This window comes from Crenothrix sp., from assembly GCF_043729335.1.
Lineage (GTDB): Bacteria > Pseudomonadota > Gammaproteobacteria > Methylococcales > Methylomonadaceae > Crenothrix.
Genome location: NZ_JAYTLQ010000026.1, coordinates 154,846 through 177,502 on the forward strand (window position 1 = coordinate 154,846; position 22,657 = coordinate 177,502).

21 protein-coding genes are annotated in these 22,657 nt (G+C 46.0%); 7 read left to right on the plus strand and 14 right to left on the minus strand.

What is annotated here, in order from left to right; translation table 11 throughout:
• Positions 1 to 406: 406 nt before the first annotated feature.
• The 4 genes from ACHZC4_RS06530 to ACHZC4_RS06545 form a co-directional block, all read right to left on the minus strand.
• Positions 407 to 2,761, minus strand: a complete 2,355-nt coding sequence (locus ACHZC4_RS06530; protein ID WP_394753018.1) for a TonB-dependent receptor — start codon at positions 2,759 to 2,761, stop codon at positions 407 to 409.
• A gap of 125 nt (positions 2,762 to 2,886) precedes the next feature.
• Entirely contained in the window at positions 2,887 to 3,618 is a 732-nt protein-coding gene (locus tag ACHZC4_RS06535; protein WP_394753019.1) for a hypothetical protein, read from the minus strand.
• A 178-nt stretch (positions 3,619 to 3,796) separates the two neighbouring features.
• On the minus strand, positions 3,797 to 4,849 hold the full coding sequence (locus tag ACHZC4_RS06540) for a hydantoinase/oxoprolinase family protein (protein WP_394753020.1): 1,053 nt from the start codon (positions 4,847 to 4,849) through the stop codon (positions 3,797 to 3,799).
• Complete coding sequence (locus ACHZC4_RS06545) at positions 4,839 to 5,873, minus strand: ATP-grasp domain-containing protein (protein WP_394753021.1); 1,035 nt, start codon at positions 5,871 to 5,873, stop codon at positions 4,839 to 4,841. Before ACHZC4_RS06545 ends, ACHZC4_RS06540 begins: the two co-directional genes overlap by 11 nt.
• A 37-nt stretch (positions 5,874 to 5,910) precedes the next feature.
• Here ACHZC4_RS06545 and ACHZC4_RS06550 point away from each other — a divergent pair, with 37 nt between their 5' ends.
• On the plus strand, positions 5,911 to 6,597 hold the full coding sequence (locus ACHZC4_RS06550; protein WP_394753022.1) for a HisA/HisF-related TIM barrel protein: 687 nt from the start codon (positions 5,911 to 5,913) through the stop codon (positions 6,595 to 6,597).
• A 59-nt stretch (positions 6,598 to 6,656) separates the two neighbouring features.
• On the opposite strand, the gene fae is transcribed toward ACHZC4_RS06550, so the two are convergent.
• From fae to ACHZC4_RS06585, 7 genes are all read right to left on the minus strand, one after another.
• Positions 6,657 to 7,166, minus strand: coding sequence for a formaldehyde-activating enzyme (gene fae / locus ACHZC4_RS06555; RefSeq protein ID WP_394753023.1), 510 nt, complete (start codon positions 7,164 to 7,166; stop codon positions 6,657 to 6,659).
• A gap of 44 nt (positions 7,167 to 7,210) precedes the next feature.
• Positions 7,211 to 8,065, minus strand: a complete 855-nt coding sequence (locus ACHZC4_RS06560) for a triphosphoribosyl-dephospho-CoA synthase (protein ID WP_394753024.1) — start codon at positions 8,063 to 8,065, stop codon at positions 7,211 to 7,213.
• Positions 8,065 to 8,982 (minus strand): RimK family alpha-L-glutamate ligase, encoded by a 918-nt coding sequence (locus ACHZC4_RS06565; protein WP_394753025.1) that lies wholly within the window; start codon positions 8,980 to 8,982, stop codon positions 8,065 to 8,067. The genes ACHZC4_RS06560 and ACHZC4_RS06565 overlap by 1 nt, the downstream gene beginning before the upstream one ends.
• A gap of 7 nt (positions 8,983 to 8,989) precedes the next feature.
• Positions 8,990 to 9,973: a methenyltetrahydromethanopterin cyclohydrolase gene (gene mch, locus ACHZC4_RS06570; protein WP_394753026.1), complete on the minus strand. Its 984-nt coding sequence runs from the start codon at positions 9,971 to 9,973 to the stop codon at positions 8,990 to 8,992.
• Positions 9,963 to 11,075: an ATP-grasp domain-containing protein gene (locus tag ACHZC4_RS06575; protein WP_394753027.1), complete on the minus strand. Its 1,113-nt coding sequence runs from the start codon at positions 11,073 to 11,075 to the stop codon at positions 9,963 to 9,965. Before ACHZC4_RS06575 ends, mch begins: the two co-directional genes overlap by 11 nt.
• A gap of 94 nt (positions 11,076 to 11,169) precedes the next feature.
• A complete protein-coding gene (locus ACHZC4_RS06580; protein ID WP_394753028.1) occupies positions 11,170 to 11,493 on the minus strand; it encodes a hypothetical protein in 324 nt (107 codons plus the stop codon).
• 267 nt (positions 11,494 to 11,760) lie between these two features.
• Positions 11,761 to 12,504, minus strand: coding sequence for a 4'-phosphopantetheinyl transferase family protein (locus tag ACHZC4_RS06585; protein ID WP_394753029.1), 744 nt, complete (start codon positions 12,502 to 12,504; stop codon positions 11,761 to 11,763).
• Positions 12,505 to 12,617: 113 nt separating this feature from the next.
• Between ACHZC4_RS06585 and ACHZC4_RS06590 the strand changes: the two genes are divergently transcribed.
• From ACHZC4_RS06590 to ACHZC4_RS06600, 3 genes are read left to right on the plus strand one after another with little or no spacing between them, the layout of a single operon-like run.
• A complete protein-coding gene (locus ACHZC4_RS06590) occupies positions 12,618 to 14,858 on the plus strand; it encodes a spermidine synthase (protein WP_394753030.1) in 2,241 nt (746 codons plus the stop codon).
• Between the two features lie 8 nt (positions 14,859 to 14,866).
• A complete protein-coding gene (locus ACHZC4_RS06595; protein WP_394753031.1) occupies positions 14,867 to 15,187 on the plus strand; it encodes an NGG1p interacting factor NIF3 in 321 nt (106 codons plus the stop codon).
• Positions 15,188 to 15,214: 27 nt separating this feature from the next.
• Positions 15,215 to 15,472: a YkgJ family cysteine cluster protein gene (locus ACHZC4_RS06600; RefSeq protein WP_394753032.1), complete on the plus strand. Its 258-nt coding sequence runs from the start codon at positions 15,215 to 15,217 to the stop codon at positions 15,470 to 15,472.
• 75 nt (positions 15,473 to 15,547) lie between these two features.
• On the opposite strand, the gene ACHZC4_RS06605 is transcribed toward ACHZC4_RS06600, so the two are convergent.
• Positions 15,548 to 18,607 (minus strand): SNF2-related protein, encoded by a 3,060-nt coding sequence (locus ACHZC4_RS06605; RefSeq protein ID WP_394753033.1) that lies wholly within the window; start codon positions 18,605 to 18,607, stop codon positions 15,548 to 15,550.
• A 249-nt stretch (positions 18,608 to 18,856) separates the two neighbouring features.
• Between ACHZC4_RS06605 and ACHZC4_RS06610 the strand changes: the two genes are divergently transcribed.
• Complete coding sequence (locus ACHZC4_RS06610; protein ID WP_394753034.1) at positions 18,857 to 19,006, plus strand: hypothetical protein; 150 nt, start codon at positions 18,857 to 18,859, stop codon at positions 19,004 to 19,006.
• Between the two features lie 134 nt (positions 19,007 to 19,140).
• Here the strand turns inward: ACHZC4_RS06610 and ACHZC4_RS06615 are convergent, their stop codons facing one another.
• Both ACHZC4_RS06615 and ACHZC4_RS06620 read right to left on the minus strand, forming a co-directional pair.
• Positions 19,141 to 19,449: a BrnA antitoxin family protein gene (locus ACHZC4_RS06615; RefSeq protein ID WP_394753035.1), complete on the minus strand. Its 309-nt coding sequence runs from the start codon at positions 19,447 to 19,449 to the stop codon at positions 19,141 to 19,143.
• 13 nt (positions 19,450 to 19,462) lie between these two features.
• Positions 19,463 to 19,714: a BrnT family toxin gene (locus ACHZC4_RS06620; protein WP_394753036.1), complete on the minus strand. Its 252-nt coding sequence runs from the start codon at positions 19,712 to 19,714 to the stop codon at positions 19,463 to 19,465.
• Positions 19,715 to 19,919: 205 nt separating this feature from the next.
• On the opposite strand from ACHZC4_RS06620, the gene ACHZC4_RS06625 reads away from it, so the two are divergent.
• Together ACHZC4_RS06625 and ACHZC4_RS06630 are read left to right on the plus strand one after the other, a co-directional pair.
• Entirely contained in the window at positions 19,920 to 20,078 is a 159-nt protein-coding gene (locus tag ACHZC4_RS06625) for a hypothetical protein (RefSeq protein WP_394753037.1), read from the plus strand.
• Positions 20,059 to 22,521, plus strand: coding sequence for a LamG domain-containing protein (locus ACHZC4_RS06630; protein ID WP_394753038.1), 2,463 nt, complete (start codon positions 20,059 to 20,061; stop codon positions 22,519 to 22,521). Before ACHZC4_RS06625 ends, ACHZC4_RS06630 begins: the two co-directional genes overlap by 20 nt.
• The last annotated feature ends 136 nt before the right edge of the window (positions 22,522 to 22,657 follow it).

Sequence of the window (22,657 nt, forward strand, 5' to 3'; positions counted from 1 at the left end):
AATTATCATTCAATAGACATAGTGTTTTTTAGATGTACAATAGCCTCAGCTTTTAGGAGCTAAGCCGGTTGAAAAGCTGGTTTAAAGAGGGGGAGGAAGTAGTCGTGAGGCTATTAATAATAATAAATAGATAAAAAAACTTTTTGAGTAGGCTTTCAACCATTGGTGTTGATAGCTAAATAATAAAAATAACAAAACTCAGAGTGCCCGCTTTATGCGGGCTTTTTATTGCCTGAAGTTTTTGCAGTTACAGCATTTTCAGTAACGGTTAGTTATATTCGATGGAGTGCAAACCTAGGTTTGTACTCCACTGTAAAAATTAACATTATTAACCCTATATGAAAACGCTGTAAGTGGTTCGTGCTTCGGCAGGCTCAGTACGAACCGGACAGTGAGTGCTGTCAGTTTAGATATTCAATCTTATCCCTATCCAGCCCGCTCTAGGTGCGCCAGGCGATACAAAACGGCCATCATTGTAAGCAGAACCTAATACTGCTTGCGCTTGGCCATAAACGCCAAAACTGTTGTAATGCGTATCGAATATATTGTCTAGTTTGCCAAACAGTGCAAAATGTTTGTTGAGCTTATATTCTGCCGTGGCGTTAAATAATAGATATCCACCTAATTTGGGTGTTATATTCGACTCATCCCCCCTGAACACGCGGCCGCCACTGTAAGTACCGTTAATTCCCAATGACAGTTTTTTCCATAAATCTACTCCGATTGAAGCTTTAAAGATATGTTCAGGTATGCCTGGAATTCTGTCGCCAGAGTTAACTGGGGTATTCTTTTCAGGATCGAGTGGATTTGGGTTGTCAAAACCATCTTGGAATCGGGCATTGAGATAGGTGTAGTTACTAGAAAAATGCCAGTCGATCGCAGTGAACAATTGAGGCATGTTGGCTGTTGCACCTGTTTCGATACCATAACGACGAGCTTTCCCGACGTTATCGAAATAGCCTTCGCTTAAAATATTACTTCTGCTGGCATCGTGGCGAAAAATAATATCGTTGTGGTTAATGGTATGAAAAAAGCCCAGATTCCATTTTAAATCGCCTTGGTTGGGTATAAAACGATTTAAATCGCCTCTGATACCCGCTTCCCAGGTTTTGGCAACTACTTGATCTAAAGGTGGGTCAGACAGAAAGGCATTCGGCAGTTTGCACATATCTTCAGGATCGGCACAACTGAGTTCCATAGGCGTTGGCATACGGGTTGATTCGCTGTAACTGCCGTACACGCCCAGGTTTTTCAACACTTGGTAAGTTAAGCCAGCCGAAGGATTGAGCCTTTCAAAGGTATGCGAGCCGTTCAGGTTTTTTTTGGGGTCGCCACTATATTGACTAATGTATTTGTCGGCCATACTGATATGACTGTAGTTGTAGCGTCCGCCGATAGTGGCAGTGAGTTTATCGGTAATGGAAAAACTGTCAGTCAGATACACGCCAACGGTTGATGTGTTGGTGTGCAAGCGTACTTTGGATTCGTCAACAAAAATGCCATTTTGTGTTGTTCCGCGTGTTTTTGTTAATGTGCCAAGTTCAGTATCAGCGCCATAATGTACGTTGGAAAAATCATAATTACTGCCTACTGTTAAGGTATTTTCGTGGCCGAATAAAGCCTGATTAAATACCGTTTGTAACGTACCGCCTTGGCTACGCATTTGGGTGGCGCTAGTATTGTTAGTCGCACCAATGATACCAGGAGGGTTGCCTGTCACCAGATTTTTGGACGCTATATCATTACCGTTAGCATCCTGAAGGCGATTGTTATCATCATCACAGATAAAGCCAGGCTGTTCTGGGCATTCACTGTAATCACTGTTATCACCGTTAAAGGTGTGGACACGATTTTGGCGGAAATAGGCATTGCCACTAAGCTCAATATTATCGGATAAAGCATAGCTGCCCGCTAGTTCAGAAAAGAACATGCGGGTAATGGTTTGGTCGTATTGGGTGAATATCGCTTTTCTATTTTGGGCTAATAACTGCACGGGCGCTGGTCCATTGCCGCGCAAATCATTGTCATTGGCGGCTACAGTCAGGTCTAAATTACCCTTGTCATTTTGCCAGCTTAATGTACCTAAAATTTGTTTGGCAGTTGAAGGTGAAAAGTTGCGCCAGCCATTTTCAGCAAAATTATGGACATCCAAAAAATAACCCCAGGTGCCATTATTCCAGCCACTGGTTAATTCTTCTGAATGCCTGTCCCAAGAACCGCCATAAACTTCAAGCTGATGGCCAGGTGCTGAAAAACCGGTTTTAGTCCTGATTGAAATAGCGCCACCTAAAGTATTTAAACCGTATACGGGATTGGAGCCTGGAAACAAGGCCATCGTATCAATTGCGCCTTGCGGAATTAAATCCCAATTAACGGTATCACCAAAGGGTTCGTTGAATCTGACGCCATTGACGTAAGTGGATAAGCCTTGGGGCAATCCCATAAGCGGGGATGCCACAAAGCCCCGATATGAAATATCGGGTTGCAGGGGGTTATTCTGGGCTTCGTTAACATGCACGCTGCCTAAATACCGATTCATATAATCGGCTAGGGAGATGGTTTGCGCTTTTTGCAATTGTTTAGAAGAGATTGTTTGAGTATTGGCGGGTATTTTTTCTGCGGAAATAAAACTGCCGGGTATGGGCGTAATGCCCACGACCTCCACCTCACCAAGGTCAACCGGAGTTTGTTCCGTCGCAGCGATGCCCGTTCGGGATATTAACCCCAATAGCCCAAACGCTAAGCATACCCATTTTTTCATGACTCACTCTAATAAATTAAAATGAGTCATTATAGTTAAATTAGATTGTTAGGAGGATATGCGCGTTGTAAAAAGGAAAAATTCCCAAGACGTAAAGCCTATGCTACCCAATAAATCTATTTTTTTTAAACGGGCTGGAAAGGCTTAAAAGCATCATTATTGTGCTGATTGCAGGCAGCAAATAAATAGGTTTTGCCGTTAACGTCAAGTTGTAATTGATTAAGACGTAAGGTGTTGCGGCATTGCGTTCCTTTAGTGGTGCCGGCTTGACATTGGTTCGCGCCAACTGATAAATCAGTTACGCCCGCAGCTTTTTTAGCCGCCGGTTCTTTTTTGGTTGCGACAGGCGTGTCTTTTTTTACGGTTTCTTTAGGAGCAACAACTGCCGCTTTTTCCGCTACTTCAGTTTTTTTTTTCGCTGCTGGGGCGCTTTTTGCAGGCGCTTCAGCCTTTTTTGCGGGTGCGGTTGTCGCAGCTTTTGCTGGGCTAGATGACTGGCCGGCCAAGTATTTATCAACTTTGCTTAAAGGTGCAGCAGGTTTTGTAGCTTGAGTTTTTGATGCGCCAGCTTGTTTGGCCAAGTATTTTTCAACGCTGGTTAAGGGTGCTTTAGCTGCTTCAGCTGTTTGCGTAGCACACACATGTTTGGCCAAATATTTCTCAACACCCGTCAGTGCTTTTGGTTCAGACACCGCTTGCGCTGCCGCCTGTTTTGCCAAGTATCTTTCTACGCTAGAAATACTGCTAGCATCTTGAGCGGGTGCTTGTGCTGGAGGGTTATGGGTTGGCTGAACATCCGCTTCAGACCATGCGCTACTAACCAAGCCACGAAGTTTTCCCAAAAAATTATTTGCCATATTCAAGTACCTGTAAGTTTATTAAAATAAATGATAACTCTGTTAATAATAATCTAAACCCTAGCTTGGGTAAAGGATTAGTACCGTATGTTAAAGGCTAGGCGTGTCAGCCTATCAAATCATCACTGAAGCTTTTAAAATACAGGGTAATGGTATTAGAGTGCAGTAAACAGATGCCTTATTGAGATGTTTGTCTTTGTAGGTAAGCCACTGCAACGGCAGGCGCGCAATCCGCAGCACTGAGATCAGGCTGGGGCATAATTGATGGAAGTAAGCTTGAAAAATCCAGGTAAGCATGGCCTAGCTCGATAGCCATCTCTTTAACTAAAAAACGTCCTACACCCGCACCAATAAAGGTAATAGGTATGCTACCAGAGTGGCGCTGTAGCTGTGCTTGGCAGCCTTGCTGAATGTGTTCCAATTGTTGCCTGCGTATGTCTTTAGCCAAACGTTGCCAGCGGGGTAGGGTGTTGCTGCTAGCATCACAGCCTATCATGCGAGCCAGTCGTTTGGCACTGGCTAGGGGTGTTTTTTCCGCGCCATCGGCAGTGTCAGTTTGGTCGTGGCGTTCGTTCAGTTCGCCGGTAAGGCGGTAGACATCGGCCATGGTTGCGAAATATTCCGCCATTAACCCTACGCTATGGCCTTCATCCTCGACTGTGCGCGCCACTGCCATGACTGCGGTTCTGATAATGCCGGTGTAAATAAGCTCCTTAGAAATCAGTCGCTGGTAGTCACTATAGCCTTGTGCCAGCACCTGTTTGTCGTTGAGTAGTAAAATATCGGTGGTGGTGGTGCCTATATCAACAAATAAGCCGTTATTAACATGTTGCGCCGCAAACAAGGCGCTGGCCAGCCAGTTTGCAGAAGCAATCGCTGCATAATGTTGAATGCCAATGTGCTCGGTAGGCACAAGCCCTGATTGCCCCGCAAAAACGCTGATCTGTGTGCCTGCTAAGAGTGTGCTCATGGCGTTGATAATTTGTTTAACGCCGTCATCTCTATCGGTAAACAAATCTACCAGTTCACCGGTCATGGTGATGGCGTGCTGACTTATGGGTAGGCTATCCAAGGCTTGCATAACCGCGTTAACCGCTTGCTGCAAGTGTTCAAGGCCTTTCCATAACGGGCAGGGTTGCTGAAAAATGGCGATAATTTCACCGGCTTGATTAAGCGCTGCCGCTTTAAGGTGCGCACCACCAATATCCCAGCCGACAAGGTTAGCTTGCACGGATCTCTTGCGGAATAGTTACGGTTACTGGCTTGTTATGTTGCGGTTTTAGGGTTGGCGAGCCTGTCAGTAATTGCAAGACAGTATCGGCAATATTGATGCCCAAAGCCACTTCTATACCTACGAAGGCGGTGGTTAAGCGGGGGTTAATCTCCAATACCCAAGTTTGTACGGGTGTTTCAATTAAATCGATACCCACGTAGCCCCATAGGTCAGGAAACGCATAGGCAATATCATCTACTAAATATTGGTAGCGATCGATATCCGGGTTTTTATTCACAATAATTGCCGATAAATGATAGCGTTTATCCATAATGCGAAATTGTTGTTCATTAATACTTATAATCCAGACCAGGCCATTTTTAAACAGACAAGATAAGCTGGTTTTTTTGCCGTGCAAATGCGGCTGGATGATGTAGTTTTCTTTGTTGGTTATGGCGGCAATGTCTTGTAAGTCCGAGATTATCCAACTATCGATACAGCCTACGCCGTCTATGGATTTAATGATCCATTCGCTGGTGTCGGTGGGGTAATGGGAGGCGGTAATGGCTGGTATATCGTGCGTCAGCGTTTCCTCGGCTGCGAGTAGGCAGGTAGGTACGGTGGCAATGGCGTATTTTTGTAAATGCTGATAAGTGTGGTATTTATTGGCTGTTGCTTTTACTACAGTGCTTGGGGAGCTTAATAGTCGTTTTCCGCTTGCTTCAACGGCTTCGCAAAGGCCTTGCAAAATACCATCAAATTCCGGGGCTATTGGCCATACGGCATCGCAGTGCGGGATAAGGCGCACAAATTCATCATAGCTATGCTGTGAGGCATTAATAACGGCCGTTTCATAATGCTGGGTCTCCACTGTATCCACTAGACGATGATCTAGCATCACCAGCAAATCAATGTCTGTGAGTGAAGTAAAGTTATCAAGCAAGGCTTGTAGCATCAAACAGCCTTCACGCGTTAAAGCATCGGGCAATTCTTGCTTATTAAAACCACCACCGGTGATATACTCAAAGATCAGAATTTTCATGCTTTACCTTGTATCTACAAAAACTATTTATTCAATCGTGAAAATAATCCCTGTCATCGATTTAAAAAACGGCGTGGTGGTTCATGCCCAGCAAGGCCAGCGTGATCACTATCAGCCTATTCAGTCATCGTTGTGCCAGTCTTCCAATATCTATCAGGTTATTCGCGCTTTTTTATCGCTGTACGCATTTGATGTTTTTTATATTGCCGATTTAGATGCGCTTACCGGTCAGGGTGATCATGATAATACCATTAATGCCGTGTTGCGTTGTTATCCAAAAATCATGTTTTGGGTGGATCAAGGGTATAGGCTTTCTAGTCATCGTACAAACTATTTAAGCAATTATATGCCAGTATTGGGCAGTGAGTCTTACTGTGAAAATACTGTGATGCAACTTAAAAATTTTAAGGGTAGTTTTGTATTGTCGTTGGATTATAAAAATAATGAGATGTTGGGCGCAAAAAGTTTGTTTAATAACTCGGCATTGTGGCCTAACGATATTATTATCATGACTTTGGATCAGGTCGGCAACACAAAAGGGCCTGATTTCGATAAGCTGCGGCAATTTTGTCAGCAATACCCTGACAAAAATTTTATTGCAGCCGGTGGGGTAAGAGACGCCGAAGACTTAATAAGTTTGCAAAATGGCGGCATTAACCAAGCTCTGGTTGCCAGTGCATTGCATTCCGGTGCATTAAGTGCCGCAGATATTGCTGATTTCTAGTTAAAAAAATACCCCGCAAGCGAGGTATTTTTTAACATCTGAAACTAGCTAACTAAAACTCAGTTAGGTGCGAACGGATGTTTTGCAGTAGATTTTTGTGCGACAACTTCAGCAGCTGTTGGTGAACCCGCTACAGCGCGTTCTAAAGCTTCTTTGGTAGCTTGGTAGTTGTACAATTGAATCTTGGCATCGTCTTCAGCAGCCCAGTGAATGAATACACCGACTGAGATGAACAAATCATCAGCTTCATCAGCTGGGATAGTGCCGTTTTCTACGCAATCAGCAACAGCCATGGCAACACCACGTTGTGCAGGGCCAAACATTTGTACAGCTTGTTTTGCGCCTTTGATGGTTACTTTGTTGAACATAACAGTTGCAGGTTTAACCATCAGGTTAGGTGCAACAACAGCCAAAAGACTAGAAAAGCCATCTTTATTGTTTGTTAAGCAATGTGCAAATGCAGTTTCAGCTGCTGAACCTCTAGGCCCAATCAAAAGATCGATATGAGCTACTTCGTTACCGTCACCAACTAAAGATTCACCGACGCTTAATTTATTGATTTTAGCCACGCTTGTTTTCCCCTATGCAGAAATAAAAAATTGAATGATATGCTTTAAGCTTTATTAAAAATTTCAATAAACGCTGTTAATACGGTAGCGACAGTTAAGTCGGCCGTAGTGCCAGGGTTTATTTTTTTTGACTTAAACTGTTGATCTATGTTGCGAAGTAACGGCTCAATATATTCAGGATGTGTGGCCTGCTCTAACTCTGCTTTAAGCAGACTCATCTGTTCGGCTACCATCCCAGAATAGCGGTCACCGTACTTTCTTTCGATGTGGCTATCGGGGTATTGGCTCAGTAAGTTGGCATATATTGCAACCACCGCCCAATAATTTCGATCCTCCCACCTATCTAAATAATTGTAATAGATTGGAAGCGAAAAATCAAAGATATTTTCATAATCGCTGATATATTGTAGTGCGATGCGGTCTTTTTTGCTGGCTAAGCGCATGGCTTCGGTGAGTGTTACCGAGGCGTGTTGATTGACATCTTGCTCATCGGCACTGCCTAATCCACCAGGCGCTGCCAGTGCGATGGCTTGAAATACCCAGTCGGCATCGCTGATGGTTGTCTCTGCCAACACACGGCTTAACCTGTGCCGTAATGTCTCAGTAGGATGCAGTTGGCTTGCTGCTTCAATCAAAGGCGCACACAGTAAAAGTATACCCAGATTGGTGTTGCAGCCGACCGCCTCGCGCGTGGCTTTGACGGCGTAGTAAATTTTTTCGCCCAAGGAGTATTCAGGATTACATAACGGTTCGGCACTGACTTTAGCACTAATGCGAAAATCCGCCACCGTCATGTCATGGCCTTCTGAGTAGACGCTGACGTTGCCGGGCTTAAAGGCTTGCAGTTCTAGCTCACAGGCTTGCTGGTAAAATTCACGCAGTTGCAGGGTAGACAGCATCAGGCGGCAACACCAGTATTTATTGCGATATCACTGAGGTAGCGGCTGATCATGTCGTCCACCAATAATTCGGCAACATTGATATCGCACACGCTTTGCAGTCCTTTCCAGGCCGGAATGCTGTTGACTTCAATCACCAGGTACTGGCCGTTTTTATCCTGGATAATATCGACACCGGCGTAATCCATCTTTAGTGCCACGGTTGCCCTAATGGCCAAGCTGGCCATTTCTGGTGTCAGGTCGATGGCTTCGCAACGCGCACCACGCGCCACGTTGTTCAGCCAAGATTTACCGCGCCGCTGCATGGCGGCCACGGCACGACCATTGATGACAAACACGCGGCTGTCGGAAAAACCCTCACCGGCACAATGGATAAAGCGCTGTAGATAATACACGCCGTGGCTGCTGGTCAACCAAAACAGATCGGTCATTTTTTCGATACGCCGTATACCTTCGCCTTGTGAGCCAAAGAGCGGTTTGCTGATTAATAGCTGGCCATTTTTCAGCTCGGTTTCGGCAATCGCCAAGGCTTCTGAGCGGTGTCGCAATACCCAGGTTAACGGGGTCGGTATGCCAGCATGGCCTAGCAAAAAGCTGGTCATGCCTTTATCAACGCTGCGCTCCACGGCATGGCCATCGTTATACACCGGTATGCGCATGATTTTTAACGCATGCAAAATATCCAGATACAACACCACTTCTTCCAGTGAGCCACCGGGCACGCCGCGCACAAACACGGCATCTGGCAGTTGCTGCTCAAAGCCTGGAATAACAATAGCGGTTTGCCCGGCTGCAATCGCAAAACGACAATCGGTTAACGAGACATACTCACTGTCGTAGCCTCTATCGGCAAAAGCAAGACGCAATTGACGACCATGCCAGCCAGGGTCGTCAGTAAAAATAACGATACGCGGCACGGAGAATCTAGGCTCCGAAAGACAGGTCTAATAAGGCATTGTCCAGTTTACCTGCACGGAAACTTTTGCCCGATTCCACCGCTGTGACAATCACGCTGGCAGGGCTGAACAACATGGCATCGATCTTGAAAAAATCGTATTCGTATTGCTTGAAAATCTCGGCAAACGGTTTGCCGTAGTCTTTGGAGGTGGAGCTGGGTAATTCGTTGGCCAGTTTTTCGGCGGCTTCGTCGCTACCTTTCACAAACAAATGCACCAGGCCTGCAAATAAAATCGCGTCGTTGGTGCGCCCCATCGCCTTTACAAACTTGGGGTGTGGTGGACAAATGGGGGCACTGCCGCTGCCATCGATAATATTTTCCAGCGGGAAATGCAAGGCATGCGCCTTGTGCATGGACACTTCCAGCACCCGCGATACCACTTGTACGCCACCGGCCAAGCTACTGGTGGGCGTGACGATAATGGTTAGCTTGGAAGCATCCAGCTGGCAGGCAGCGGCAATTTTATCCACTATTTCAATCGGGGGCAGCGCATCATTTTCTATGATCAGCACCGTTGCATCATGGCTGTCGCGGTACGCCAGTTCTTTGTACAGTTCTTCGACCGGCTCTTGCTTGTTGTCTTTTAGCTTAGTGGCCATAGCACGCGCAGGACCTGAACCCAATGCGTAATATTTATCATGCGACAGGCTCCAGCCCGCATACTGGCTGCCCAAGCAGGCTAATACGGGATTGCTGGAGTAGACATTAACCGACAATGGCCAGTTAGTGGTATACGAGCTGTGGCTAATACTGACTGTGCCCATGCCGCCCATGCAAATTTCGGCAATAATACGACCCGCTTCAAGTCCGCCGGGTACGCTGATGCCAGCGTCAATAACGGTGCAGCCATTGGCCAGTTTTTGTACGCCTAGCCGTAATTTGTCAGCATTATTAATTAATTCTTGCACCAGCGGCTGAGCCAGTTTATTAACGCTCGCTTTAAATTCCATGCCTAATACCCTTATCAAGTTGATTAATAATTATCTGTTGCTTAATCACTAGCTGCTGCATCATGTGCTGTGATTGCTTGTGGCTGGCAATAATACTGCAAACCGGCTGCCCTGTGTGAATTAATGCCCCGTCATTGGGTAAATCCATGCACCAGGACGGCCATGCAAAATCCATTGGAATTTGTGTGTCATGCCCAGCGTAAATAATTTGGTAGGCTTTGTAGTTATCAGATGGGATGGCTGGAGACTCATACAATTGCCCTTGACAGGCTTCGATGTGCCGCACAAATAACGCATCATCATAGAGCTGCATACTGGCCGGTGGCCTAGCGTTTATTTCCAGCACATAACAACTGTCGGCTGTGCAGATAAAATCCAGCGAATTTAAGCCTTTGAGCGCAAAGACAGGGATGATTTTTGCTAGCCACCCCGCAACGCTGGCTTTGTGTTGATCTGGAATATTGCCGTCATTGCTGATGCCGGAAAAAATAAAATCATCCAGTTCAGATTGCACCGACCATTGGTTGTTGAAGCCAATGATTTGCAGGTTTACACCGTCAGCTAAAAACAGCACCGAGTGTGATGTGCCTTTTACGTAGTGCTGCCAATATACCGAGGTAGGTAGCTTATCATTGGGGCGATAATGATTAATACCTACACCGCCGTGGCCTTGCAAAGGTTTAGTCAGCCATGTGTCGCTGGTGTTTTTTGGTTCGTTAAAGGTAACGTGAGGGTAGGGGATGGACAGCTGATCCAGCACTGAAAAAAAATATTTTTTGTTGAGTATGTTAGCGAATACATCGGGCGGATTACCCACTATTGTCAAACGATTGGCGAGATAATCCAGGCTTTCGGGATGGTCTTCAAAACCACTGCCATAGATGACATGAGTGAGTGGAATGCGGGCAAAAAAAGCCTCTAAGGCGGGGAGGATATGGTTTAAAGCCAAAGAGGCAATTAGGAGAGTTTCTTGCGCATATAAACAGGTATCGCGGTCTGCGTACAGATCAATGACAAAAGGTTTGTAACCTGCTTGGTGTGCAGCTTGTGCAAGCATGCGTCCGGAGCTGGCTACAATAAGTACGTATTCAGGGTTGTTCACCGTTATGATGTTATCCCGAAGCCGCCAAAAACACGTCTGATAGAAATGGAGTGAATTTCAGGCGTGAGAGGAGATTATCATGCAAGCTAAATAGTTAACGCGCCATGCCATTGCCTAAGAATGCACCTGCGGCGGCACCAAGGCCTGCACCAAGCGGATGGCCATTGCCTATTTCATAACCTAAAACACTGCCGACCACGCTGCCTGCCAAGCCTTGGTGTGAACGTGGGTCAGGTGGGGGTTGGTAGAAATTTTGTTGTGGATAATAGCCGCCATTGTTGTAGTTTTGCCCACCACCATAACCGCCATGATGTCCGTGGTGGCCATGATGTCTACGATGCCCATGGTCAGCAAAAGACAAATCAGAGTACAGTGCAATAGCTAACGTGAATTGAATCAAAAAAAGTAGCTTTTTCATAAATCCTTCCTAAACAAAGTGTATGTTAAATTTAATAAGTTTTCTTCAGTTGCTGCACACTATACAGGCCGAAAATGAATCTTAGCTTAACGAATGCCATGTTTTTTGAAATTTTTTTTATTGGCTACATGTATAGTTCTTAAATGTTCGGTAGGCTGTGTATAGTAAAAAAATTAATAATATAATCATTATGTTGAGTGTTTATGGCTTTGAATATAAGCTTAACGATACATTGTCTCAAACTTTTGAAGAGGCTTGTGCCAGCGTTCAAGCTAACTCGTTAAGCTGTACAATGGTGATGATTTTATTGGCGCTCAGTGCGCAGTAAACATTGAGCGTCTCTGTATAAGGTAAATTAATATCTTTTACACACCAGCTTGTAACGTTCCCGCATTGATTTGGAATACGTAGAAATGCATTGGGTTGTTCAGGGTTAATAACACAGTGTTGCAAGCCTAAGGCAATACCAAAGCCTGTGGCTTTTACAAAGGCTTCTTTGCGTGTCCAAAAGCGGTAAAATTCGGCCGTTTTTTGCTCATCGGGTAATTGATGCCAATAAATGGTCTCTTCTGGGGCAAAACATTTTTTGACTAACCCGGCAAGATTAGGGCGCATCTTATAATTTTCAACATCAATACCGAGCTGGCAATTCCAGGCTATTGCGATAACAAAAACACTACCGGAATGGGATATATTAAATGCAAGCTGTGGGTAATCTGCTAGATAAGGCTTGCCGTGTGTGGTTTTGCTGATGATTGTTTTTGCCGGTGCTTGCTGTAATATTTGCGCGAGTAACTTTCTTAACTGGCCATGCACTGCTACATAGCGTTTGTGTACCTGTTCATTTTTAAGTTGCTGGGCATAATGTTGTTCATTCGCATTAAGCATTTTCCAGTAACGGCGGTAGTCATTGTCTTGGGTTTTAATCAATCCGTACCACACCGTGATTGTTTCGGATGACAGGGTTGCAGTGATGTCGGTGGTATCCGTTAAAATGGGTGTTGGTGTCATGTGGAAATGTGCGTGGTACCGTCAAAATTAGCGTTCGGGTGAAGTCTTGCGCGGGCAAATGGTTTATCATTAGCTTATTACAACTATAAGCTTAAAAAGCGATTTATAAAACAATGAACAACTCTACAGATGTAAAAACAGACCGACGTTTCTCGCTGATATTGCTGTTTGCGCTGACTTTGTTTACCAGTGCATCGCTGATGTTTGTTATACAGCCTATGTTTGGCAAGATATTACTGCCCTTGCTCGGCGGATCGCCTGCGGTATGGAACACTTGCATGGTGTTTTATCAAACCATTTTGTTTCTGGGCTATTTTTACGCGCATGTACTTTCCACGCGCTTTAGCCAGCATCAACAAATTTTGATACATATTGTGGTTATTGTTGTCAGTTTTTTGGCCTTGCCTTTAGGATTGCCCGATAACGCCGTGCCGCCCACAGAAGGCAATCCGGCGTTTTGGTTGTTCTGGATATTGTTGCTGGCGATTGGCTTGCCGTTTTTTGTGGTATCGACCACCGGGCCGCTAATTCAAAAATGGTTTGCCAGTGTTGGCCATCATACCAGTCATGATCCGTATTTTCTGTACGTAGCCAGTAATATCGGCAGTTTGTTGGCGCTATTAAGCTACCCGTTCTTACTGGAACCCAATATCGGTTTGGCTAGCCAGAAGACACTGTGGAGTGTCGGTTATGGCGCACTGTGTGTATTAATTACAGTGTGTGCGTTTGTGTTATGGAAGTCGCAACAAAACGTTTTGATTTCGGAAGCCGCTAGCGAAGACAAACAGGAGCTGAGTGTCGCCACCCGTTTGCATTGGCTGGTGCTGGCGTTTGTACCGTCCAGTTTACTGTTGGGTTTGACCAACTTCATCAGCACCGATATCGCCTCGGTGCCGTTGCTGTGGATTATTCCGCTGACTTTGTATTTGCTGTCGTTCGTTATTGTGTTTTCCAAATGGAATGACAAAATTCATCCGCTAATGGTGCAGTTGCAGCCGATCGTGTTGTTACCGTTTATTGCCTATTCTTTCATCAATCCCGCTGTATTGCCGTACTGGGTCGATTTGGGACTGCATCTGCTGGCGTTTTTTCTGGCGATTATGGTCTGTCATGGCGAGTTGGTTAAGAACCGGCCTTCCACCCAGCATCTGACCACGTTTTATCTGATTATGTCGTTTGCCGGTATGCTGGGTGGTATGTTCAATAGCTTCGTCGCACCGTTTATTTTCAATGCGGTTTATGAATATCCGTTGATGATCGTGGCCGCGTTGTTGTTGCGTCCAGGTGTAAGGGCGGCATTTGCTGATGGTAAGCAAGCATTGTTACAAGCGGCATTCCCGTTGTTATTGATTGTTGTCGGCACAGTGGTGTTTTTTAGTATTGATGATTGGTCGGCGTATTTTGATACGCTGGGCGTGGCATTGATTTTGTTAGTGGGTTTAACCTATAGCTTTAGAAATAAGCCTATTACTCTGGCTCTGTTATCGGGTGCGTTGATTGCCTTTACTATGGCATTGCACGGTTTGATGTCGAATACCTTATATCAGGAACGCACATTTTTTGGTGTGCTGGCAGTGCGCGAAGCTACCATAATGGATGAGCAAGGTCACCCTGAAAAAGTCCATGAGCTGTTTCACGGCACTACCAAGCACGGCGCACAACGCTTGAGCGCTGAAAATTCCCGCACCCCGTTAACCTATTACAGCGTACCAGGCCCGATGGGGCAGTTGTTTAAAGCCTACGATGGCGTGAGCCAGAACTGGAATGTCGGCGTGGTCGGTTTGGGCGCGGGGGCGTTAACGTGTTATGCCAAAGAAGGCCAAACCTGGACGCAATACGAGATTGATCCGCTGGTCGTTGCAATTGCCAGTGATCCTAAATATTTTACCTACATCAGCCAGTGTGGAAAAAATACCACAATGCGCGTGGGTGACGCACGCTTGTCCCTAGATAAAGAACCGGATGCCAAGTTTGATTTGTTGGTGCTGGATGCATTTAGTTCGGATTCTGTGCCGACGCATTTGTTAACCCAGGAAGCCTTGGCGATGTATTTCAAAAAACTCAAGCCGAATGGTTTGCTGGCTTTCCATATTACCAACCGGCATTTAGAGATTAAGCGCGTACTGGCAGATCATGCTAAAAACCTGCATTTCGATGGTTTGCTGCAAGAGTTTAAGCCCAAACAAGAAATGCCTTTGGTGGTTGACACCGATTGGGTGGTGATGGCTAAAGACAGCGCGGCGCTGGAGCCGTTGCGGGTAAGTGGTTTGGGCAGTTGGCAGAAATTGCCGTTGTCATTTGACTTAAAACCCTGGACGGATGATTTCACCAATATCGTCAGCATTTGGCGCTAGGGATTTTTATGGTCAAACTTTGTTTTTATGTGCCGGAAACGCATTTGGAATCGGTAAAAACGGCCTTGTTTGCTAAAGGTGCTGGCCAGTATAAGGCTTATGACCAATGTTGTTGGCAGGTGAGGGGAGAAGGGCAATTCAGGCCTTTGCAACATAGCCAGCCGTTTCTGGGTTTAATCAACCAACTGGAAAAAGTGCTGGAATATAAAGTGGAAATGGTTTGCGATGAGGCTATTGTTAAAGATGTGTTGTCGGCATTGATTAAAGCCCATCCTTATGAGGAGCCTGCTTATGAGATTTACAGGATTTTGACAGCTGAGGATTTGTAGTATTTGATAGTTTACCGAGGATATTTGATGCAATGCAGAATCGGTTGTGGTGCCTGTTGTATTGCGCCATCAATTTCGTCCGCCTTACCGTTGCATCCTTTGGGTAAGCCAGCTGGCGTGCGTTGCCTGCATTTGGATGCGGGCAATAAGTGTGCGATTTTTTTGTCGCCGAGCAGGCCATCGGTGTGTCATGGCTTTAAGGCGACAGTGGATGCGTGTGGCAGTTCCCGTGAACAAGCACTGGCTATTTTGTCGGAATGGGAGACTTTGACGGCAGAAAATTAAAGTTGATTTTTCGGTTGTGTCTTTCGGAATTCATAGCATGATGATTTCGGTACCTTATCCACTAATTTATCCAGCTTACTGTGCTACAGTTTCAGCCTCGCTACACAACTGTCTCGCATCCGCTAAACACATCGCCAACAACACCTCAGGTACTTGATGGCTTTGGTTTAACGCCACCACCCGCACAATGGCCGCACCGTGCTCGGCGGTTAAAATTTTCTGCGGCAACAATTCCCCGTACAACCACACACTGACCTGATCCGCAGATGCAACCACCGTTTGCCCCGCCATTGCAGCGGCTCTTGCCAACATACTGGCGGCCAATAAATCCATTACCCCCGCCGTACACTGTTGCTGCAATAAAATCTCGGCTGCCTGTAATTTATCAACCGCACTTTTAAACAGCGGATTCGGTGGAATGGCTTCTTTTGCAACCGTTTCAACCAACACCTGGGCATTCAAGACGGGGGAGGCGACCCCCAAACGCTGCATACTGCGCAACGTATGTGCCGCCATCGCCACCACCGGCAAATCCGCTTGCGACAGTTCTTCTGCCAACAATTCATCAGCTTCAGTACACGATTCCAATATCACCAACAAACCACCACCTGCGCCCATAATCTGCTGAATACGCTGCTTAAAAGCATTTTGTACCGCCACAATCGCCAGCTTGATGTGGCTGTTATCTTCTTCGACAACCGTATCGGTGTGCTTAACAGCGGCCGATGTTTCTGTGGGCGCTGCACTGTTATCGGCACTAACAATGTCAAGCTCTTTAACTTCGGTGACAATGTCCTCTTTAGCGGCAGGTGATCCAGCCAAATCGTCAATCAAAGTCTCCAGCATTTTTTTGGAGACACCGACCACATCCTCTTCGGCATCGGGGTTGACCACATTATCAAACAAATCCCGCTTACCTTTAACCAGACTGGTGACGCGTTGCTCATAAGAATCTTCGGCCAGCAGCACAAAAACCTGCACTTTCTGTTGTTGCCCCAAGCGATGCACACGGGCAATGCGCTGATCCAGCACCGCCGGATTCCACGGCATATCCAGATTAATCAACACCGAAGCCGATTGCAGGTTTAAACCCACACCGCCCGCATCGGTGGAGATGAACACTTGTATGGCATCATCGTGTTCAAATTTATCCATCAATTCGCCGCGTTTGTGGCTAGGGATGCTGCCGTGCAAGCTCACACAGCCAAGCCCCATGCCATTGACCAACGTGGCAACCATCGCGGTCATTAACGCCCATTGCGAAAAAATCACCACTTTGTGGTTGCTCATCAGGCACAGCTCTTCCAATAGCCGCGACAACTCATCCAGCTTGGGCGAACCGAAGGTTTCTTTATCCACCAATCCCGCTGCATTACACGCCATTCGCGCTTGTTGCAACGATGCCATCATGCGATTTTGTTCGCTGGGTGTTAATGGCCTGCGCCTGGCAATCTGAGCCAATAACGAGGCCGCCGACATGCCGGAATCGTGCAGTTCGCGCTGTTTTGGAGTCATGGCAATGTCCAACACCACCTCGGTACGCTCCGGTAACTGATCTTTTACCAAGCTGCGGTTACGCCGTAACATCACCGTGCTAATCCGGCGGCGCAGTTCCGATAAGTTACGATAGCCAATGACTTTGCCGCGTTCATCAGTGACATGGAAATCCAGGAAACAGCGCCATAATGGCCCCAGCACCCGCGCATCGATGACTTGCAACAGGCTGTACAAGTCTTCCAGACGGTTTTCCAGCGGCGTGCCAGACAGTACGAACACATAGCGCGAGGGGATGGATTTGACGTGTGCAGCAATTTTGGTGCGCCAGTTTTTAATGCGCTGCGCCTCATCCAGGATCACCAAATCCGGTTTCAGGGTTTCGCAGATGACACTGCGGTCGCGCAACACCAGTTCGTAATTGATGATAAAGAACAGCGCGTCGGCACGGTAATTAACGGCGCGATTTTCTGCTGCACCCTGTACTACTTGCACGGTGCGGCCAGTGAATTTAGTGATCTCCCGTGCCCATTGCTGCTTTAACGACGTTGGGCAAATGATCAGTACTTTTTGCACACCGGCATTGTCTGCCAACCAAATACTGGCGACAATGGATTGCAAGGTTTTACCAAGACCCATGTCATCAGCCAGCAATGCCCTGCCGCGTGAGGCCAAAAACGCCACGCCTTCAATCTGGTAAGGGAAGAGTTTGGCGGTAACGCCTGGCAAAACACCGTGCGCTTGTATAATCTGCTTGGAGATTTGCAGCGCCCGCAGTTGATGGCTGGCATCTTCGGCACATTGGCGGGCATAGTTGTGCGCATCTTCGCCGATCTGGATGTCTTCACGCCCTGCAACGCGCTGGACAAACTGGAAAAAATCGTCCGGTAACCGTGCAGTAAACAGGCCGTCAGCATTGAAGAATTCGTGGAATATCAGCGCCAGTTCCACTTCAATTTCAGGTGTTTTGTGCAAGCGTATCTGTGGGTTGGTGGCGGAATCCCACGCCAGATACACAAACGAAATCGGCGAACCGGCAGCCTTTAAATCTTTATAACCAGGACGTTTTTTGGCGTAGTGTAATACGGCTTCGATATGTTTGCAGGTGCCAAGGCGGTTGCTGGCAAGATCAGGACAGGTGCAATAATTCATCCTCGCGGTTAGCGAACGGATATGGACGTGATAAGACCGTTGCCACGGCGTGGCTGACACCAGTGAACTGGCTTGCCAGATACCAAAGGCCAGGTTACCACTGACTAAATTGACTTTAACTTCATTGCGGCCTTTTTTGACGCGTTCGTTAATTGCCTCATCCATTGCGCTGCCCAAACCTTGTTCGGGATCGTCGCTGCCAAATTGCTCGGCGTAACTGTATAACGCGGCGATGACGTGTTTGCAGATGGGCCGTTCGTCGGGGCAATCACAGGCGGTCAGTAGCTGGTCGTCTTCGCCGCGTGCCAATTCCACCCAATAAGGTTGGTCGAGCCGTGAGCCTTCCACTTGGGCAATCACCGTCTGGTCTTGGACATCCAGGGCAAACACACGGTTTTCAATAAAATACGCCAGGCCTTTTTTAAGGGTGATCTCGGAGGTTAAGGTGCTTAAACGTTCGGTATCAAAGAGAAAAAAATCATTGCTCATGGCGTTCACGGTTAGCGAATAGAAGATTCGCTTTATTTTACATGAGGCTAGGGCAGGTTGAAGCTAATTCTGCAAAGCAGCCTATAATTTTAAGATAAATAGCTTTTGCCTTTGATTGAAGACAGATAAGATATCGCGTGTTCATGTTAGGCTAAATGTGCTATTGAATTGAAATCACTACAACGTATTTCAGGAGCTGATAATGATTAAAATTTACAACCCTTAATTGACCGAGAAACTGAACTGGTTATGCCTTTAAACGATGAGTCGTATTTTAAGCAATTTTTTTTAGAATTGGGCGCACTGTGCTGGCGTAACGGTTTAGAGCTCAGCCCTAGCAATATTCACAAAAAATTGGCAGATCAACAACAATTGCATTCACGAAATCAAGTGGCTTGATTTTTGGGTAGTCACAAAAATACTGCCAAGCACTGCGCAGTGTAAATAAATCTTCAAAAACTGAGTTTGGCTGTATGTATTAAAATACACTCACGCTGCAATTAACAAGTGGCGGGGTATTATCATCTCCTCACTTAAACTGCGTGTTCTTTAAGCCACTCTTTAAGCGCATTATTCATGCGTGTCTGCCAGCCTTTTCCAGTCGCACGAAAAGCGTCTAATACAGTGTTATCCACACGTAATGCAATCTGTGTTTTTTCAGAGCCGCTAGGTCTGCCGCGTCGTATACGGTTCAATTCAATACCTGCACGTAATTCTTCGTCGGTTGCTGGACGGTCGTCTTCATTAATGCCGTCCCAGACAAAATCTTGCGACGGCGGCAGGTTTTGTACTGCCGATAGCACTTCTTCACGACTCATCGTATTCGTTTTCGAGCCAATCATGATAAACCTCTCTTTATTTGTTACTTGCGCGTCGAAAGCTGATGATGCGTGTTGCATTGTCACGTTCAACGTGAACTACGGTGAGTACTGCCAAAAAACCCAATGCGTATGACATTGACTGTGTTCGCAATTCGCCGCTACGCGTTATTAATGCATCAAGTCGATAGAATGACTCAAGAACTTCGCCAGCATCAACAAAATCTAACCCGTGCTTACTGAGATTTGATTGTCGCTTAGTTTCGTCCCAGGTGAGTTCTGTTTTCATAGTAATAATGTATATGCAATTATTTAATACGTCAAGATGCCTCCAAGCTATCTCTACGTAAATAAACCCCCAAAAACTGAGTTTAGCCGTTGAATTAACACATCCCTCAACTACAATTTAAACAGCCAAAAACTTTATAGTTTTGGCCCACAAACACGCAACAGGCTAACGCGCAAACAAAAAGCCCCTAAACAAGGAACTTACCATGACAATGGTTTCTAATCCAAGCACCAAGCACCAAGCACCAAGCACCAAGCACCAAGCACCAAGCACCAAGCACCAAGCACCAAGCACCAAGCACCAAGCACTCACGCAAGCTGATATTTTATTTCTCGCTAACGTTATTGACTACGCTGGGGTTTAGCCATCAGGCAAATGCGGCGTTGACAGATGGCTTGGTGGCGTATTATCCGTTTAATGGTAATGCCAATGACGAAAGTGGTAATGGCAATAATGGCATGGTAACTGGAGCTCAAATAACCAACGACAGAAATGGAAATTCAAATACCGCTTACCATTTTAATGGTTCGGGTAATAAAATAACGGTTCAAGACACAACCAAGCTAAATTTTGGAACCAGCGTATTTTCTATCGGTGTTTGGGTGAAATCGACTCAACAAGGCATTGGGAAAAGAATAGTCACTAAAAGAGGTGGAACTAATTCGGGTAATTGGTATTCTTTAGCGATTAATAATAACAAAGCATGGTTTGAAATTTACGCACAGGGCGATCTATACTCAACTAAAGCGATAAATGACGGTAATTGGCATTTTATAGCGGTCACCAGAGACGCATCTACTAAAAAATATTCCATGTATATTGATGGGGTTTTTGATACAACAATACAGGACACAGGTTTAAATCTCAATACGACTGCAAATACACCGCTAGAAATTGGAGTTTGGTGGAATGAGTCTTACGACTCAGGTACGTTTAATGGTGTAATCGACGAACTCCGCATCTACAACCGCGCCCTAACCGCTGCCGAAGTCAGCGCACTTTATCAACAAGGCACAACGCCAACCATTACCAGCATCACCCCCACCAAAACCGTGATTGGCAAACCGACCACTTTTGAAGTGCGCGGACAAAACTTAAACGCCAACATGGGCTTTACGGTCGGCGATTGTGCCTATTCCAATGTCGCACTCGCAGGTGGCACACCGCAGTTACAACGCTTTGTCTGTACCCAATTTGGCGCGGCGGGAACAAAGCAAGGTTTAATCGCAACCAAACCCGGCGGTACAAAACTGCATGGCTTCAAGGTGTCAGCACTGCTTATTCCTCCTAGCACCACGCCAATGGCAACCCTCACAGGGCGCGTCAGAATTGGTTCTTCGATCGGTAGCAATGTAGTTTTATCCCGCAGCGATACCGTCAATGCCTGTTTAACGGATGCGCTGGGACAGTTTAGCTGCCCTGTTCCCGCAGGTTGGACAGGAACGCTCGTGCCACAAGCCAAAGGGGTGGGATTTTCCCCCGCGTTGATTTATGTTAAAAATGCGCAAGGTAAAAAAGTCTTGAATGATGCGCTGACAAAATTTGCCTTTAACGGCACACCGTTAGACAGTTTCCCCGCCAATGGGTTGATGGCTTCGGATTGGCAAAAATTGCCCACCGATAATACGAAATGGATTATCAGTACCGCGAATGGTGAAAAAAATGATTTACGGAGTTATGAAGGACGGTTTAGTTTTCGCTCCGCGCCGATTGCTGCCAATCAAATCAGCGCGATTCAAACCACTGTTAAGGTAACGCAAGCGGCCGCTGTCGTTTTTGCTCGTCGTGTTTCCAGCAATGCTGGGCATGGCGTGTTAAGTTTTTACATTGATGCGACTAAAAAAGCGTCATGGTCTGGCGAAAAAGCTTGGCAAACCGTACGATTCCCGCTTACCGCAGGAATGCATACGTTGCGCTGGGAGTATAAAAAAGATGCGGGTGCGGCGAAAGGTGCAGATGCGGCGTGGATTGATGAGGTGAGTTATCCGGCTTCGGTGCGAACTAGAGTCATTGGAACAACGGCGAAAGCCACTTGTGTAGGGGTAACGCAAGGGACGCTAATTTTGATGACTATTAAAAATCCCACTTGTGAGCAGGTAAGGGCTTATTTGGCTTGGTCAAAAGTCTTTCGGATGATAAATCTTAGCGAAGCTGATACTTTCGTTAATGCCATTAATGGCATTGAAGTCGCTAATGAAGCAACGCAAAACTATATTGAAATAGGCGGTAAAATTCTTGATTACACGAAATTTGCTTATGTTTATGCAACAAAATCTGTAGACGCAGTGGCGGAAGAGGCGGCTGGAATAATTATCTCCGAAACGACAGGAGTAGCTTGTGAATTAACGAATAGTCCCGTTACTAAAGAAAGGTGTGATTTTGCGGGTCAAGCCATTAGTTCAGCGGTGACATATGGTATTGCAGCGGCGGCTGGTACAACAGCAGTGGTATTGACTCCTGCTGAAAGTGTTGCAATTGGTGGAATTTATATTGCCAAAAAAAGTTTTTCACTGGGTAGTAATCTTGCAGCCGCGTGGGATGCTGGTGCTGCGACTGAAGCAATAAATACCATTAACATCTCTGATTTATTTTTGGATGAATACTACAAAAACGGGATGAATTTAACGACTATGCGTAAAAATTATGGCGTTACGAGTACCAGTTTAGGCATGTTAGTTGATGCTTTGGCAAACAAAAAAGGCTATAAAAATTCGTGGTATGGTACTGAATATATCAATGCAGATGTGGTTGGAATTATTAATCGAGTTATAGCAAAAAATAAAGCGTTGCAACTGTTGCAACCTTAAGCTAAACCAATGAGTGCCAGTCATTAAAGGACTGGCATTCATGAAGGAAATGTGTAATCCGTAAGCATTACCACTGTTTAGAAAAACCTTCCAAACCCAGACGCTGGAATCTGCTGCTTTTGCTGCCAGCGGTACG